Consider the following 16,585-nt stretch of genomic DNA (forward strand, 5'->3'; position numbering starts at 1 on the left):
TAAACGCTATTCAACATTACAATTAGTTCATATAGATAAATCAGAATTAGATTCTTTTAGTGCAAATAATTATATTACTTCTGCTACTTATTTAAGATTTTATATTGATCGCTTACTTCATTATAGTGATATTCCTTATTGGATTTATCTTGATTGTCATATCGTGATTAATGGCAATATTACACTTCCTTTTGAATATTTAGATTTCTCTCGTCATACAATAGCAGCAGTTTTAGATCCTTATGTAACTCGCATTGGCCGTCCTTATAAAGATAAGGATTATTTTAATGCGGGAGTTTTATATTTGAATATGGAGAAGTATCAATTAGGAATTTCATCATTTTCTAAAGAATTAATTACATTACATACCCAATTAAAAGAAAGTTTAATTTACGGCGATCAAGATATTCTAAATTACTATTTTGAGGATCGGTGGATTCCATTAGACAAGCGTTATAATTTCCAATTAGATCATATGATTTCATTTGATTCTCTCGATACTTCTCCTAATATCTTTCATTTTACAGGTCCTCATAAGCCTCTTGATAATATTTTTTCTGAAAATGCTTGTGTTAATGCCGTAATTTCATTGTTTAGGCTTTATGCTTCAATAAGTTGGCAAGATATTTGCTCTCTTCCACTCGGTACTACAAGAGCTAATTGGATTAATCAAGAGAGATGATGTAATCGGTGGCTTTATTTCATTTAACCGACTTGGTATCATAGTGTAACTTTTATCCACTATAAGGAAAATTCTATGATTATTAGCAGCTTAACCAGCCCAAATTTTAAAGTTGGTTTACCAAAAGTGATTGCTGAAGTATGTGATTATTTAAATACGTTAGATTTGAATGCGTTAGAGAATGGTCGCCATGATATTAACGATCAAATTTATATGAACGTAATGGAACCAGAAACTGCAGAACCAAGCAGTAAAAAAGCAGAATTACATCATGAATACTTAGATGTACAAGTGCTTATTCGTGGCACGGAAAATATCGAAGTGGGCGCAACCTATCCGAATTTATCTAAGTATGAAGATTACAACGAAGCGGATGATTATCAACTTTGTGCAGATATTGATGATAAATTCACCGTCACAATGAAACCAAAAATGTTCGCTGTATTCTATCCTTACGAACCGCACAAGCCTTGCTGTGTAGTCAATGGAAAAACAGAAAAAATTAAAAAATTGGTCGTAAAAGTACCTGTTAAATTAATTTAATTTTTGAAAAAGTGCGGTTAGAAATTTATCAGCCCAGTGCCTTATATCTCCGCCCTGAAGGACGGAGTTTTACGGCACAGAGCTGATAAATAAAACACTTTGTGATATTAAGAATGGGTTTTATGCAATGCTTTTCCAATAAAAATGCTTGCAACTAACATTACTAAAGTCGGAACCAACCAAGCCATTCCTTCAGATGAAAGAGGGAAGTGTTTCAATAATGAATTGATGCTTTCTGGTAACATTTTAACGTTATTTAAGCTGTCACATAAACTAAAACAAACCGTAACGAGCAATGTACTATTGTATGTAAATTTTATTGATGGAAGTTTTTTGCGTAGGAATTGCAATAAAACAAGCACAATAGCTACTGGGTAAATTAATAACAAGGCTGGGATCGTTATGCGAAGTAGATCCGTTAAACCATATTGTGAAACAGTGATTGTCATTGCGGTAAAAAGTGCGGCCCAGAATGGATAAGAAAAACGCACAGAGAATTTTGAAAAATAATCAGCAGATGCGCTAGTTACACCAACAAGTGTTGTTAAGCTCGCTAATACAATAATACCTGCCATAATCCAAGTCCCAGCTGAACCGAATAAGACATTTACATAACGAGAGAAAATTTGTCCACCATTCGTTGCCCCTTCTGCAACTGCAGCACTGGTTGCACCTAGATAGAAAAGCGAAAAATATAAACTGGCGAGTAAAATGACAGAAACAAATCCTGCTGAAATGGTGTATTTCACAATATCTTTGGTTTTTGTCATATTTTTCGCTGATAATGCTCGGGCGACAATTCCACCAAAAGCGATGGCTGCAAGTACATCCATCGTTTGATAGCCGCTAGTTAAACCGATTAATAAAGAATGGCTATTTTCATAAGCATTACTTGGCGCTTGAATTTCAGATAAAGGCGAAATAAATACGGTAATTGCCACAGCAATAAGTAACACTAATAAAGCTGGTGTCATAAATTTACCCACGCTTGAAATGATCGTATTTGGGCTAATCATAAAGCCCATCGCGATTAAGTTAAAAATGAGTGAAAATAGGAAACGAACATTCGCATTATCTTCCACTAGATCTAAAGGCAACCACGCCATTTCATAAGCAACATTCGTGATACGAGGCATTGCAAAGGTAGAGCCAATGGTTAAATAAAGTATAACGAGGAAACCTGTGCCAGCCCATTTTGGTAAATCTTTAGTAAGTTCTTCGCCACGACCTAAAATCGCTACCACGACAAGAGTAATAAATGGCATTAAAACGCCAGTTAAAACAAAGCCTAAGGAAGCACTCGTCCAATGTTGTCCTGCGGAAAATCCTTCCATAGGCGGAAAAATGATATTACCTGCACCTAAAAATAAGGCGAAGATCATCATTCCTAAAACGATAATATCTTTACGTGAAAACATAATTTTTGACTCTAAAAATAAAAAGGCCTGCATTCTACTACAAAGTAGATAAAATCCCTATTGCGTAAAATTAAAAATGTGAATTTTGTCACAATATATGGCATTTTATCGACAATTCGCTAAAAATCCCGACAAAATCTACCGCACTTTTTCCTTTAACTTCGAAAATATGCTAGGATGCCCCTTTGTGAATTTTTTGCTATGTATTTTTAAAGAGGTTTATGTGATAAAACTGATCCAACGTTTTTTTAAATTAGAATCTGCTGGCGGTATATTATTGCTTTTTTCAGCTGTTGTTGCGATGTTGCTGGCTAATTCGCCGTTAAGCAACCAATATAATGATTTTTTAAATTTGCCTGTAAGTTTACAAATTGGTAGTTTCTCAATTAATAAAACCTTAATTCACTGGATTAACGATGGTTTTATGGCGGTGTTTTTTGTATTAGTGGGAATGGAAGTCAAAAAAGAATTATTTGAAGGCGCGCTTTCTACCTATCAACAAGCTATTTTCCCTGCTATTGCAGCTATTGGCGGAATGGTTATACCGGCTGTAGTTTATTGGTTTATCGCTAAACAAGATCCAAGTTTAGCTAATGGCTGGGCAATTCCAATGGCAACAGACATTGCTTTTGCACTGGGAATTATGGCGTTATTGAGTAAACAAGTGCCACTTCCACTGAAAATATTTTTACTTGCCCTTGCTATTATTGATGACCTCGGTGCGATAGTTGTTATTGCATTATTTTTCTCGCACGGATTGAGTGTACAAGCACTAATTTTTTCTGCCGTGGCAATTATTGCGCTGATATTACTAAATCGTTTCAAAGTTTCCGCACTTTGCGCTTATATGGTCGTAGGTGCAATTTTATGGGCTTCCGTATTAAAGTCTGGTGTGCATGCTACTTTAGCAGGCGTTATTATTGGTTTTAGCATTCCATTGAAAGGTAAGAAAGGAGAACGCCCATTAGATGATTTCGAGCATATTTTAGCCTCTTGGTCATCTTTCGTTATTTTACCACTTTTCGCATTTGCCAATGCTGGTGTGAGTTTTGCAGGCATAGATGTGAATATGATTTCGTCGCCATTATTATTGGCTATAGCAAGCGGTTTAATTATTGGTAAACCAGTCGGTATATTTGGATTTAGTTATATTTCTGTTAAATTGGGATTAGCTAAATTACCAGATGGAATTAATTTTAAACAAATTTTTGCTGTTGCGGTTTTATGTGGAATCGGTTTTACGATGTCAATGTTCTTAGCAAGCCTTGCGTTTGATGCTAATGCGGGGGAAAGTGTCAATACTCTTTCTCGTTTAGGTATTCTACTTGGATCAACGGTTTCGGCAATACTTGGTTATTTATTCTTGAAACAGACGACAAAACTAAGTTAATCATACACAAAGTGCGGTAAAAATTTACCGCACTTGTTCTATAAGATAATTCCACTATCTGCTTTGGTAAAATTCATTACAAATAAACTTTTATAAGTTCTTACATGAAATTCACCCGTCAATACTCGGCGTGTGAATGCGTGATAGCTTTCCATATCTTTTGCATGGAGTAGCAACATAAAATCATAGTCCCCTGAGATTTCGTAACAGCTCACCACTTCGTCTTCTTGACGCATTTTCCGTTCAAATTGCTCTTGATAATAAGAATGTTGATTATCCATTTCGACCATGACAAATACGCTAATCGTACGCCCAACGGCTTTTGGAGAAACTACTGCAACTCGTTTTGTAATAACGCCTGAATCAGTTAATGCTTGCACACGTCGTTGGCAGGTTGCAACGGAACTATTCACTTTCTCTGACAGTTCTTTTAACGGAATCATGGCATCTTGTTGTAATACATTCAAAATATTACGATCTAATTTATCCAGTGTTTGCATAAGATAATTTCTCAAAAATGTAACTATTGAGAAAAATATTATCACAATAAAAAATAAAGTTGAGATTTTTTATTGTCTTGGGATTTTATAATAATCACATTGATGAGATGAGGTTCAAGATGAAAGTAGTCATTCAAGGCGTATTATTGTGCATTTTTTCACAATGTTTATTTGGCATATTGTATTTATTTAGTATATGGCTCCAACCACTTAGCGGAACGGATGTTTTTGCGTGGCGTATGCTGACCATGATCTTTGGGTTACTTTTAATTTTATTCCCGACTATTGGTTGCCGCTCTCTTTTGTCTCTTATTACGACAACTTTAGGAAAAAGTTGGACGCGTTGGGTTTTATTTTTACTGGGGACACTAGATGCGGGAAGTCAATTCTGGCTCTTTATGTGGGCGCCGCTAAATGGCGAAGGGATAAATATTGCAATGGGATATTTTCTTTTTCCGCTGATTATGGCTGTTTTAGGATGGGCTTGGTTAAAAGAACGCTTATCATTTATTCAGAAAATCGCGCTTTTACTGGCTGCCTGCGGTGTTGCACATGAATTATGGCACACTCAAAGTTTTTCATGGACAAGCTTGTGGGTTTGTACGGTTTATCCATTTTATTATCTAAGCCGTAAATGGATGAAAATCCCTGCTCTACAAGGAATTACATTGGATATTATTTTAATTTCGATTCCTTGTTTTATTTATATTCTTTCTCAAAGCGATACGCTTTCTTTGGTTACGCAAGAATATCGTTATTGGTTATTGCTACCAGCACTTGGTATTGTGAGTGCGATTTCGCTTTCAGCCAACTTAAAATCAAGCCAACAAATTCCAGTTAGTATTTTTGCGGTGTTGAGTTATATTGAACCCATATTGCTTTTTTTAATAGCTGTCTTTGTGCTAGATAATCAAATAACCACAAGCGACTATTTTACTTATGTGCCTATTTGGTTAAGTCTCATTGTGATTGGCATAGAAGGGCTTTTAAACAAAAATAAAGTGCGGTGAAAATTAACCGCACTTATTAAAGTTACTGAAATAATTAGAAATTATCTGAAATAGAGATTTTCTATTCCCACTCGATTGTCGCTGGTGGTTTTCCGCTGATGTCATACACGACGCGGGAAATTCCATTCACTTCGTTGATGATACGGTTAGACACTTTGCCTAATAAATCATAAGGCAAATGTGCCCAATGTGCGGTCATAAAATCGATGGTTTCTACCGCGCGTAGGGAAATAACCCAATCGTATTTACGGCCATCGCCCATTACGCCTACAGATTTCACTGGTAAGAATACGCTGAAGGCTTGGCTGGTTTTTTCATACCAACCGCTGTTGCGTAATTCTTCGATAAAGATCGCATCCGCACGGCGTAATAAATCGCAGTATTCTTTTTTCACTTCGCCTAATACACGCACACCTAAGCCTGGGCCAGGGAATGGGTGGCGGTTGATCATTTCAGCTGGTAAGCCTAATGCCAAACCGATTTTACGCACTTCATCTTTAAATAACTCACGTAACGGTTCAACTAAGCCAAGTTTCATATAGTCTGGTAAGCCACCTACATTGTGGTGTGATTTAATTACGTGGGCTTTGCCTGTGTTGCTGGCTGCAGATTCGATCACATCAGGGTAGATCGTACCTTGTGCCAACCATTTCACATTAGTGAGTTTTTTCGATTCATCATCAAATACATCAACAAATACTTTACCGATAATTTTACGTTTCGCTTCAGGATCAGATACGCCAGCAAGTTCGCCTAAGAAACGGCTTTCAGCATCAACACGAGTGATGTTTAAACCGAATTTATCGCCAAACATTTCCATGACTTGATCGCCTTCGTGTAAGCGAAGCAAACCGTTATCTACGAATACGCAGTGTAAGTTTTTGCCGATAGCACGGTGTAAAAGTAATGCAACCACAGAAGAGTCCACACCACCAGATAAGCCTAAAATCACTTCATCATCGCCCACTTGCTCTTTGATGCGAGCAACGGCATCTTCGATAATGTTTTCTGCTGTCCATTTGGTTTCGCAACCACAGATGTTTACTACGAAGTTGGTTAATAATTCCAAGCCTTTTTTAGTATGCGTTACTTCAGGGTGGAACTGCACACCGTAGAAACGACGGCTTTCATCAGACATCGCAGCAATTGGGCAGGTTAGCGTTGTGCCAGTTACTTTGAAGTTTTCTGGTAAGCGCGTTACCTTATCGCCGTGGCTCATCCAAACGTCTAATTTTGGCTCAGAAGCGGTTAAATTATCGTTAAGATTTGCAAAAAGTGCGGTTGAATTTTCAAGAGAAACTGAAGCATAGCCGAACTCTCTGTGATCAGATGTTTCGGTTAAGCCGCCAAGTTGCATCGCCATAGTTTGCATTCCATAGCAAACGCCGAGCACTGGAACGCCTGCGTTAAACACATATTCAGGCGCACGCGGGCTGTTTTCTTCAGTTGTGCTTTCAGGACTGCCAGAAAGAATGATACCCGTTGGAGCAAATTCACGGATTTGTTGTTCGGTTACATCCCAAGCCCAAAGTTCGCAGTACACACCGATTTCACGCACACGACGCGCAATCAGTTGAGTGTATTGTGAACCAAAGTCGAGGATCAGGATTTTGTGATTGTGGATATTTGTCATTTATAATGCTCTTATTATTGATAGTGTAAGCGGTTTATATTATTTAAAACTTTGCAAAAACCAACCGCACTTTAAACAGCAAAAGGCAGGCTAAAGCCCACCTTAAAGATTAGCCCATACGATAGTTCGGTGCTTCTTTAGTAATAGCAACATCGTGAACGTGGCTTTCTTTAATGCCTGCACCGCTAATGCGAACAAATTCCGCTTTGGTGCGTAATTCATCAATAGTTGCACAGCCCGTTAAGCCCATACAAGAACGTAAGCCACCCATTTGTTGGTGGATAATTTCTTTTAAGTAACCTTTGTATGGAATACGGCCTTCGATACCTTCTGGTACGAGTTTGTCTGCCGCGTTATCCGATTGGAAGTAACGATCTGATGAGCCTTTCGCCATAGCACCTAATGAGCCCATACCACGGTAAGATTTAAATGCGCGGCCTTGGTAAAGTTCGATTTCACCTGGTGCTTCTTCAGTACCGGCAAACATCGAGCCAACCATTACACAGCTTGCGCCTGCAGCGATAGCTTTTGCAATATCACCAGAGAAGCGGATACCGCCGTCTGCGATAACTGGAATGCCACGATCTTTTAATGCCGCCGCTGCATCTGCGATAGCCGTGATTTGTGGAACACCTACGCCAGTTACAATACGAGTTGTACAAATTGAACCAGGGCCAATACCTACTTTTACAGCACTTGCGCCTGCGTCTGCTAATGCAATTGCACCTTCAGCCGTTGCTACGTTACCTGCAACGATAGGCAAATTTGGATATTTTGCACGAGTTTCACGAACGCGTTGTAATACGCCTTCTGAGTGACCGTGAGAAGAATCAATTAATAGTACATCTACGCCTGCTTTCACTAATGCATCAATACGTTCTTCGTTGCCAGCACCTGCACCTACAGCCGCACCGACACGTAAACGACCGAATTCATCTTTACATGCATTTGGTTTTTGTTCTGCTTTTTGGAAGTCTTTAACGGTAATCATACCTTTAAGTTTGAAACTATCATTAACCACTAATACTTTTTCAACACGGTGTTGATGCATTAATTCCAAAATTTCTTCGCGACTCGCCCCTTCTTTTACGGTCACCAAGTCTTCTTTTTTCGTCATTACTTGTGAAACAGTTTTGCTTAAATCTTTTACGAAGCGTGTATCACGGCCAGTAATGATACCGATTAAGTTATTTTCCTCATCTACAACAGGGTAGCCCGCAAATCCGTTTTTCTTCACCATTTCAGCAAGTTCGGCAAGCGTTAAATTTGGTAAAACAGTTACTGGTTCAGAAACGATACCACTTTCGAATTTTTTTACTTTACGAACACGATCTACTTGGCGTTCGATCGTCATATTTTTATGAATAAAGCCAATACCGCCTTCTTGTGCTAAAGAGATCGCAAGTTTGGTTTCAGTTACGGTATCCATTGCTGCTGAAAGCATTGGAATATTTAGGCGAATTTCTTTGGTAAGTTGAGTTGAAAGGTTGGCAGTATTTGGAAGCACAGTTGAGTGAGCTGGGACGAGTAGAACATCGTCAAAAGTAAGGGCTTCTTGTTTAATGCGTAATGACATTGCAATATTCTCGCTAAGTTGAAGTTAAAAAATATTGCGGCGGGATTATACAGATTTTACTTGATTTTGAAAACGAAATTTTAGGACTTATGCTATGATTTTCATACTATTTGCCATAAGGAATGAATGATGAATTTTACGTTATTGACATATTTAGCGGATTGTCAGACAAAAGTGCGGTCTGAATTGGAAAAGTTTTCTAAAAATCTAGAGGAAGATATTCAACAATTACGTGAAATTGGTTTGGATATTCTCGTTGATGGACAACATTATCGCTTAGTGCCAATGCTTCCTTTATTAAATCCTCAGCAAATTTCAACCGCACTTTTTCCTTATGGCATCCATTATCAGCCGATAATTTCCTCTACAAATGAATGGATACTACAAAATATTCTTTCATTAAAAAAAGGCGATCTTTGTGTGGCTGAATATCAAACTGCAGGGCGCGGTCGGCGTGGTCGCCAATGGTTATCGCCTTTTGCTGGGCAAATCATGTTTAGTTTTTATTGGGCATTTGATCCTAAAAAATCAATTGAGGGGTTAAGTTTAGTCATCGGTTTGGCGATTGCGGAAGTGCTAAATGTACAAGTGAAATGGCCAAATGATATTTTGTTTGATGAAAGAAAGTTAGGTGGCATTTTAGTTGAAATTGCTAATCATAAAAATGGCATGCTCAATTTAGTGATTGGCATAGGTATTAATGTGTCGTTGTCAAAACAAACAGAAATTAGTCAGCCTTATGCGGAAGTGTGTGAAATTGATCCTGATGTAGAGCGACAAACTTTATTACCCAAACTTATACAACATTTATATACACGTTTAAATATCTTTGAGCAAAATGGTATTGATGAGGAATTTCAACAAGCATGGCAATCATATAATGCGTTTTCAAATAGTGAAGTAAAGGTGCTTACTGGGAAAGGCGTTATTTCAGGTATTGAACAAGGCATAGATGAACGTGGTTATTTAAAAGTATTATGTGGCAATAAAATTCAGATGTTTAATGGTGGAGAAGTTTCATTACGTAAGAAATAATAGCAATAAAAGTTTGACTATTCTAACCGCACTTTTTAATAAAATGTTTATATTTCCATCAAAAGATCATTTTTTTAAATATTTTTACAAAAAAGTACTTGCAAGGGATTTGAAAATCCCTATAATGCACCGCACACAACGACGCACTGTTGTGAAGTTTTTTAAGTTTCCAAGTGCGTCGTTATTTTTTGCTCTTTAACAATATATCAGACAATCTGTGTGGGCACTTGTTGATTGACTTGTTTTAAAAATATTTTTTAATTTTGAAGTCTTAATAGGTGCTTAACTGAAAATTCATTATTACTTTTTTAAGTAGTGTTTTATTTATAGCTAAGCAGTTTATTGAGCGATTGAACTTGAATTGAAGAGTTTGATCATGGCTCAGATTGAACGCTGGCGGCAGGCTTAACACATGCAAGTCGAACGGTAGCAGGAGAAAGCTTGCTTTCTTGCTGACGAGTGGCGGACGGGTGAGTAATGCTTGGGAATCTGGCCTATGGAGGGGGATAACGACGGGAAACTGTCGCTAATACCGCGTATTATCGGAAGATGAAAGTGCGGGACTGAGAGGCCGCATGCCATAGGATGAGCCCAAGTGGGATTAGGTAGTTGGTGGGGTAAATGCCTACCAAGCCTGCGATCTCTAGCTGGTCTGAGAGGATGACCAGCCACACTGGAACTGAGACACGGTCCAGACTCCTACGGGAGGCAGCAGTGGGGAATATTGCGCAATGGGGGGAACCCTGACGCAGCCATGCCGCGTGAATGAAGAAGGCCTTAGGGTTGTAAAGTTCTTTCGGTATTGAGGAAGGTTGATGTGTTAATAGCACATCAAATTGACGTTAAATACAGAAGAAGCACCGGCTAACTCCGTGCCAGCAGCCGCGGTAATACGGAGGGTGCGAGCGTTAATCGGAATAACTGGGCGTAAAGGGCACGCAGGCGGTTATTTAAGTGAGGTGTGAAAGCCCCGGGCTTAACCTGGGAATTGCATTTCAGACTGGGTAACTAGAGTACTTTAGGGAGGGGTAGAATTCCACGTGTAGCGGTGAAATGCGTAGAGATGTGGAGGAATACCGAAGGCGAAGGCAGCCCCTTGGGAATGTACTGACGCTCATGTGCGAAAGCGTGGGGAGCAAACAGGATTAGATACCCTGGTAGTCCACGCTGTAAACGCTGTCGATTTGGGGGTTGGGGTTTAACTCTGGCGCCCGTAGCTAACGTGATAAATCGACCGCCTGGGGAGTACGGCCGCAAGGTTAAAACTCAAATGAATTGACGGGGGCCCGCACAAGCGGTGGAGCATGTGGTTTAATTCGATGCAACGCGAAGAACCTTACCTACTCTTGACATCCTAAGAAGAGCTCAGAGATGAGCTTGTGCCTTCGGGAACTTAGAGACAGGTGCTGCATGGCTGTCGTCAGCTCGTGTTGTGAAATGTTGGGTTAAGTCCCGCAACGAGCGCAACCCTTATCCTTTGTTGCCAGCGACTTGGTCGGGAACTCAAAGGAGACTGCCAGTGATAAACTGGAGGAAGGTGGGGATGACGTCAAGTCATCATGGCCCTTACGAGTAGGGCTACACACGTGCTACAATGGCGTATACAGAGGGAAGCGAAGCTGCGAGGTGGAGCGAATCTCATAAAGTACGTCTAAGTCCGGATTGGAGTCTGCAACTCGACTCCATGAAGTCGGAATCGCTAGTAATCGCGAATCAGAATGTCGCGGTGAATACGTTCCCGGGCCTTGTACACACCGCCCGTCACACCATGGGAGTGGGTTGTACCAGAAGTAGATAGCTTAACCTTTTGGAGGGCGTTTACCACGGTATGATTCATGACTGGGGTGAAGTCGTAACAAGGTAACCGTAGGGGAACCTGCGGTTGGATCACCTCCTTACTGAAGACGAGAGACAGCGAGTGCTCACACAGATTGGCTGATAGTTGTAGACAAGATTAAAAACGAAGCGAAAGCAACGTTGAAAAATAAACGTTAAAAGATAAAAAGAAAATAGAGTATCTTTAATTGATGTCCCCATCGTCTAGAGGCCTAGGACATCGCCCTTTCACGGCGGTAACCGGGGTTCGAATCCCCGTGGGGACGCCAATTAAAGATAACTTTATTAGATTATCTTACTGTTCTTTAAAAAATTGGAAACAAGCTGAAAACAAGAGATTTTCGAGAGAAAGTCTGAGTAGGCAAGACGGGAAAGTGAAAAGAGGGAACGGAGAAGGAAACTCTAAAAACAAAACCTGTTTTGCATAAAATCTTGATTGAACAAAAGCAATCAAGTGTTTAGTTGAATGAAAATACGCATCAAATTGACCGCACTTTGAAGTGAAAACTTAAAGTGATAGAAAACATTTGAGGTTGTATAGTTAAGTGACTAAGCGTACAAGGTGGATGCCTTGGCAATCAGAGGCGAAGAAGGACGTGCTAATCTGCGAAAAGCTTGGATGAGTCGATAAGAGGCGTTTAATCCAAGATATCCGAATGGGGAAACCCAGTAGATGAAGAATCTACTATCAACAAGTGAATTCATAGCTTGTTGAGGCAAACCGGGAGAACTGAAACATCTAAGTACCCCGAGGAAAAGAAATCAACCGAGATTTCGTCAGTAGCGGCGAGCGAAAGCGAAAGAGCCAGTAAGTGATAGCAGTATAGTTAGGAGAATGTGTTGGGAAGCACAATCAAAGAGGGTGATAATCCCGTATCTAAAAACCATATTGTGGTACTAAGCTAACGAGAAGTAGGGCGGGACACGTGATATCCTGTTTGAAGAAGGGGGGACCATCCTCCAAGGCTAAATACTCCTGATTGACCGATAGTGAACCAGTACTGTGAAGGAAAGGCGAAAAGAACCCCGGTGAGGGGAGTGAAATAGAACCTGAAACCTTGTACGTACAAGCAGTGGGAGCCCCATCACTTAATCCGATTGGAAGGTGATGAAAAGCAACCGCACTTAAACAATGGTAAGAGGAGCGAAGCGAGTCAAACCACCCAAAATAAGCAGTGGGATTAAGTGATGGGGTGACTGCGTACCTTTTGTATAATGGGTCAGCGACTTATATTTTGTAGCGAGGTTAACTGAATAGGGGAGCCGAAGGGAAACCGAGTCTTAACTGGGCGAGTAGTTGCAAGGTATAGACCCGAAACCCGGTGATCTAGCCATGGGCAGGTTGAAGGTTGGGTAACACTAACTGGAGGACCGAACCGACTAATGTTGAAAAATTAGCGGATGACTTGTGGCTGGGGGTGAAAGGCCAATCAAACCGGGAGATAGCTGGTTCTCCCCGAAATCTATTTAGGTAGAGCCTTGAGGTGACACCTTTGGGGGTAGAGCACTGTTTCGGCTAGGGGGCCATCCCGGCTTACCAACCCGATGCAAACTACGAATACCAAAGAGTGATACTCAGGAGACACACGGCGGGTGCTAACGTCCGTCGTGGAGAGGGAAACAACCCAGACCGCCAGCTAAGGTCCCCAAGTCTATATTAAGTGGGAAACGAAGTGGGAAGGCTTAGACAGCTAGGATGTTGGCTTAGAAGCAGCCATCATTTAAAGAAAGCGTAATAGCTCACTAGTCGAGTCGGCCTGCGCGGAAGATGTAACGGGGCTGAAATATAGCACCGAAGCTGCGGCATCAGGCGTATCACTAATACGCCTTACGATTAACAAGCTAGAATGGTGCGAAGCGACATGAAAGGTTGTTCAAGCAACCCGAACGTTGAGTCGGGCATCTTAGAGTGAGGATTATTAGTGATACGCCTGTTGGGTAGGGGAGCGTTGTGTAAGCGGAAGAAGGTTCATCGAGAGGTGGGCTGGACGTATCACAAGTGCGAATGCTGACATAAGTAACGATAAAACGGGTGAAAAACCCGTTCGCCGGAAGACCAAGGGTTCCTGTCCAACGTTAATCGGGGCAGGGTGAGTCGGCTCCTAAGGCGAGGCTGAAAAGCGTAGTCGATGGGAAACAGGTTAATATTCCTGTACTTGGTAAAGCTGCGATGTGGGGACGGAGTAGGTTAGGTTATCGCACTGTTGGATATGTGCGTTTAAGTTGGTAGGTGGGAAGTTTAGGCAAATCCGGACTTCCTTAACACAGAGAGATGATGACGAGGCTCTACGGAGCTGAAGTAACTGATACCACACTTCCAGGAAAAGCCACTAAGCGAAAGGCTTTACTAAACCGTACTGAAAACCGACACAGGTGGTCAGGTAGAGAATACTCAGGCGCTTGAGAGAACTCGGGTGAAGGAACTAGGCAAAATAGCACCGTAACTTCGGGAGAAGGTGCGCCGGCGTAGATTGTAAGGGCTAGCCCCTGAAGGTTGAACCGGTCGAAGATACCAGCTGGCTGCAACTGTTTATTAAAAACACAGCACTCTGCAAACACGAAAGTGGAGGTATAGGGTGTGATGCCTGCCCGGTGCTGGAAGGTTAATTGATGGTGTAATCGCAAGAGAAGCACCTGATCGAAGCCCCAGTAAACGGCGGCCGTAACTATAACGGTCCTAAGGTAGCGAAATTCCTTGTCGGGTAAGTTCCGACCTGCACGAATGGCATAATGATGGCCAGGCTGTCTCCACCCGAGACTCAGTGAAATTGAAATCGCCGTGAAGATGCGGTGTACCCGCGGCTAGACGGAAAGACCCCGTGAACCTTTACTATAGCTTGACACTGAACATTGAATTTTGATGTGTAGGATAGGTGGGAGCCTTTGAAGCAGTGACGCCAGTCATTGTGGAGGCGACCTTGAAATACCACCCTTTAACGTTTGATGTTCTAACGAAGATGACGAAACGTGGTCTCGGACAGTGTCTGGTGGGTAGTTTGACTGGGGCGGTCTCCTCCCAAAGCGTAACGGAGGAGCACGAAGGTTTGCTAATCACGGTCGGACATCGTGAGGTTAGTGCAATGGTATAAGCAAGCTTAACTGCGAGACAGACAAGTCGAGCAGGTACGAAAGTAGGTCATAGTGATCCGGTGGTTCTGAATGGAAGGGCCATCGCTCAACGGATAAAAGGTACTCCGGGGATAACAGGCTGATACCGCCCAAGAGTTCATATCGACGGCGGTGTTTGGCACCTCGATGTCGGCTCATCACATCCTGGGGCTGAAGTAGGTCCCAAGGGTATGGCTGTTCGCCATTTAAAGTGGTACGCGAGCTGGGTTTAGAACGTCGTGAGACAGTTCGGTCCCTATCTGCCGTGGGCGTAGGATGATTGATTGGGGCTGCTCCTAGTACGAGAGGACCGGAGTGGACGCATCACTGGTGTTCCAGTTGTCTCGCCAGAGGCATTGCTGGGTAGCTAAATGCGGAAGAGATAAGTGCTGAAAGCATCTAAGCACGAAACTTGCCAAGAGATGAGTCATCCCTGACTTTAAGTCAGTAAGGGTTGTTGTAGACTACGACGTAGATAGGTCTGGTGTGTAAGTGTAGTGATACATTGAGCTAACAGATACTAATTGCCCGAGAGGCTTAACTATACAACGCTCAAGTGTTTTTGGGAGCTAAGTGAAGTAAGAGATGAAAAGCGAAGCAAATAAAAGTAGAGCGGAAACCGAAGTAAAAGACTAAACAAAGAAAAGTAAGTATAGAAGACTTAATAGAAAGAAAATTGAGTTCAGCTTGTGACCAATAAGAACGAGTGAAAGGTAGAGGAAAGACTGAGTAACGAGAGATAAAAGAGACGAGAGATAAAAGAGAAGACGAGTTATCAAAGAATTATCCTGGCGGCGATAGTGCGGTGGACCCACCTGAGACCATACCGAACTCAGAAGTGAAACGCTGTAATGCCGATGGTAGTGTGGGGTTTCCCCATGTGAGAGTAGGGCACCGCCAGGTTATCAGATACAAATCTAAATCACATAAAAACAGAAGAACCCCGTGTCGAAAGATATGGGGTTTTAGCTTTTGGGAATCTACTCATTATTTCATGAAAAGGATTAAAGTAGAAAATAGAGATTGTATTTCAATATCAAGTTTTTAGTTTTGTATTGCCTACAATATAGTTTTAATAAATATACCTATTTACATCATTTAGAGTTTTGATTTTTCATATTTTTCAAATAGACTTTATATATTCATTTCTAATCTCCTTCATTATGATTAAAAATTTAGACGAAATAACTTCAAGTATTATCGCTGATCCTCAAAATAAAGATTTTACAGAACGTGGAATTTTCCCTTTATTTTCGGCTCCTAAAACAGCTCGAATTAATATTGTTGGTCAAGCTCCTGGGTTAAAAGCTGAGCAATCTCGTTTGTATTGGAATGATAAAAGCGGTGATCGTCTGCGTGAATGGTTGGGAGTAGATTACGATTATTTTTATAATTCTGGGATATTTGCGGTTCTTCCAATGGATTTCTATTATCCTGGAAAAGGTAAATCGGGTGACTTACCACCTCGTCAAGGTTTTGCAGAAAGATGGCATCCAATGATTTTAGGGCATCTACCTAATATTCAGCTCACTATTCTTATTGGGCAATATGCACAGAAATATTATTTACCCGAAAATAAAGATAATGTAACTAACACTGTTAAAAATTATCGTCAATTCTTACCGCACTTTATGCCTCTCGTGCACCCTTCCCCACGTAATCAGCTTTGGGTAACAAAGAATCCTTGGTTTGAAGAGCAAGTTATTCCTGAATTACAAATTTTAGTCAAACAGATAATTAATAAAGATTAAGTTTTTCATTTCTTACGCACACATAGTAATAACAATCTCTTTTACTTTATGGATATAATAAAGCCTATATGCACAGGTTTTTTTTTATAACGATAATAATGTT

The 16,585-nt window shown here is 40.9% G+C and carries 10 protein-coding genes, 1 tRNA gene and 3 rRNA genes; 10 read left to right on the plus strand and 4 right to left on the minus strand.

The window, feature by feature from the left end:
- The first annotated feature begins 73 nt into the window (after positions 1-73).
- Both K6J66_RS03945 and nanQ read left to right on the plus strand, forming a co-directional pair.
- Positions 74-682 (plus strand): glycosyltransferase, encoded by a 609-nt coding sequence (locus tag K6J66_RS03945; protein WP_228839983.1) that lies wholly within the window; start codon positions 74-76, stop codon positions 680-682.
- A gap of 75 nt (positions 683-757) precedes the next feature.
- Positions 758-1,225, plus strand: a complete 468-nt coding sequence (gene nanQ / locus K6J66_RS03950) for an N-acetylneuraminate anomerase (RefSeq protein WP_005668233.1) — start codon at positions 758-760, stop codon at positions 1,223-1,225.
- A gap of 107 nt (positions 1,226-1,332) precedes the next feature.
- Here the strand turns inward: nanQ and brnQ are convergent, their stop codons facing one another.
- The gene (gene brnQ, locus K6J66_RS03955) at positions 1,333-2,643 is read right to left on the minus strand and encodes a branched-chain amino acid transport system II carrier protein (protein WP_038440227.1); all 1,311 of its coding nucleotides are present in this window, start codon (positions 2,641-2,643) and stop codon (positions 1,333-1,335) included.
- 187 nt (positions 2,644-2,830) lie between these two features.
- Here brnQ and nhaA point away from each other — a divergent pair, with 187 nt between their 5' ends.
- Positions 2,831-4,033 (plus strand): Na+/H+ antiporter NhaA, encoded by a 1,203-nt coding sequence (gene nhaA, locus K6J66_RS03960; protein WP_038439164.1) that lies wholly within the window; start codon positions 2,831-2,833, stop codon positions 4,031-4,033.
- Positions 4,034-4,071: 38 nt separating this feature from the next.
- Here nhaA and K6J66_RS03965 read toward each other — a convergent pair whose 3' ends face one another.
- On the minus strand, positions 4,072-4,533 hold the full coding sequence (locus tag K6J66_RS03965) for an Lrp/AsnC family transcriptional regulator (protein WP_005632111.1): 462 nt from the start codon (positions 4,531-4,533) through the stop codon (positions 4,072-4,074).
- A gap of 119 nt (positions 4,534-4,652) precedes the next feature.
- Here K6J66_RS03965 and rarD point away from each other — a divergent pair, with 119 nt between their 5' ends.
- Complete coding sequence (rarD, locus tag K6J66_RS03970; protein WP_005686648.1) at positions 4,653-5,543, plus strand: EamA family transporter RarD; 891 nt, start codon at positions 4,653-4,655, stop codon at positions 5,541-5,543.
- A 61-nt stretch (positions 5,544-5,604) separates the two neighbouring features.
- Here the strand turns inward: rarD and guaA are convergent, their stop codons facing one another.
- Together guaA and guaB are read right to left on the minus strand one after the other, a co-directional pair.
- The gene (gene guaA, locus K6J66_RS03975; RefSeq protein WP_038439152.1) at positions 5,605-7,176 is read right to left on the minus strand and encodes a glutamine-hydrolyzing GMP synthase; all 1,572 of its coding nucleotides are present in this window, start codon (positions 7,174-7,176) and stop codon (positions 5,605-5,607) included.
- A gap of 109 nt (positions 7,177-7,285) precedes the next feature.
- A complete protein-coding gene (guaB, locus tag K6J66_RS03980; protein ID WP_038439150.1) occupies positions 7,286-8,752 on the minus strand; it encodes an IMP dehydrogenase in 1,467 nt (488 codons plus the stop codon).
- Positions 8,753-8,881: 129 nt separating this feature from the next.
- Here guaB and birA point away from each other — a divergent pair, with 129 nt between their 5' ends.
- The 6 genes from birA (at position 8,882) to K6J66_RS04010 (ending at position 16,482) form a co-directional block, all read left to right on the plus strand.
- On the plus strand, positions 8,882-9,787 hold the full coding sequence (gene birA / locus K6J66_RS03985) for a bifunctional biotin--[acetyl-CoA-carboxylase] ligase/biotin operon repressor BirA (protein ID WP_162629693.1): 906 nt from the start codon (positions 8,882-8,884) through the stop codon (positions 9,785-9,787).
- A 358-nt stretch (positions 9,788-10,145) separates the two neighbouring features.
- Positions 10,146-11,685, plus strand: a 16S ribosomal RNA gene (locus tag K6J66_RS03990).
- Between the two features lie 131 nt (positions 11,686-11,816).
- Positions 11,817-11,892, plus strand: a tRNA-Glu gene (locus tag K6J66_RS03995).
- Between the two features lie 270 nt (positions 11,893-12,162).
- A 23S ribosomal RNA gene (locus K6J66_RS04000) occupies positions 12,163-15,276 on the plus strand.
- Positions 15,277-15,518: 242 nt separating this feature from the next.
- A 5S ribosomal RNA gene (gene rrf / locus K6J66_RS04005) occupies positions 15,519-15,634 on the plus strand.
- The 16S, 23S and 5S rRNA genes sit together here with 1 tRNA gene alongside, the layout of an rRNA operon.
- Positions 15,635-15,894: 260 nt before the next feature.
- Positions 15,895-16,482: a uracil-DNA glycosylase family protein gene (locus tag K6J66_RS04010; protein ID WP_038439140.1), complete on the plus strand. Its 588-nt coding sequence runs from the start codon at positions 15,895-15,897 to the stop codon at positions 16,480-16,482.
- Positions 16,483-16,585: the final 103 nt, after the last annotated feature.

Origin of the sequence: Haemophilus influenzae (assembly GCF_019703545.1) — a bacterium.
Lineage (GTDB): Bacteria > Pseudomonadota > Gammaproteobacteria > Enterobacterales > Pasteurellaceae > Haemophilus > Haemophilus influenzae_E.

Bases quoted from the DNA above. Each gene is read 5' to 3' on its own strand.
- K6J66_RS03965 (WP_005632111.1), bottom strand. From the start codon at position 4,533: ATGCAAACACTGGATAAATTAGATCGTAATATTTTGAATGTATTACAA.
- brnQ (WP_038440227.1), bottom strand. From the start codon at position 2,643: ATGTTTTCACGTAAAGATATTATCGTTTTAGGAATGATGATCTTCGCC.
- guaB (WP_038439150.1), bottom strand. From the start codon at position 8,752: ATGTCATTACGCATTAAACAAGAAGCCCTTACTTTTGACGATGTTCTA.
- rarD (WP_005686648.1), top strand. From the start codon at position 4,653: ATGAAAGTAGTCATTCAAGGCGTATTATTGTGCATTTTTTCACAATGT.
- guaA (WP_038439152.1), bottom strand. From the start codon at position 7,176: ATGACAAATATCCACAATCACAAAATCCTGATCCTCGACTTTGGTTCA.
- K6J66_RS04010 (WP_038439140.1), top strand. From the start codon at position 15,895: ATGATTAAAAATTTAGACGAAATAACTTCAAGTATTATCGCTGATCCT.
- nanQ (WP_005668233.1), top strand. From the start codon at position 758: ATGATTATTAGCAGCTTAACCAGCCCAAATTTTAAAGTTGGTTTACCA.
- birA (WP_162629693.1), top strand. From the start codon at position 8,882: ATGAATTTTACGTTATTGACATATTTAGCGGATTGTCAGACAAAAGTG.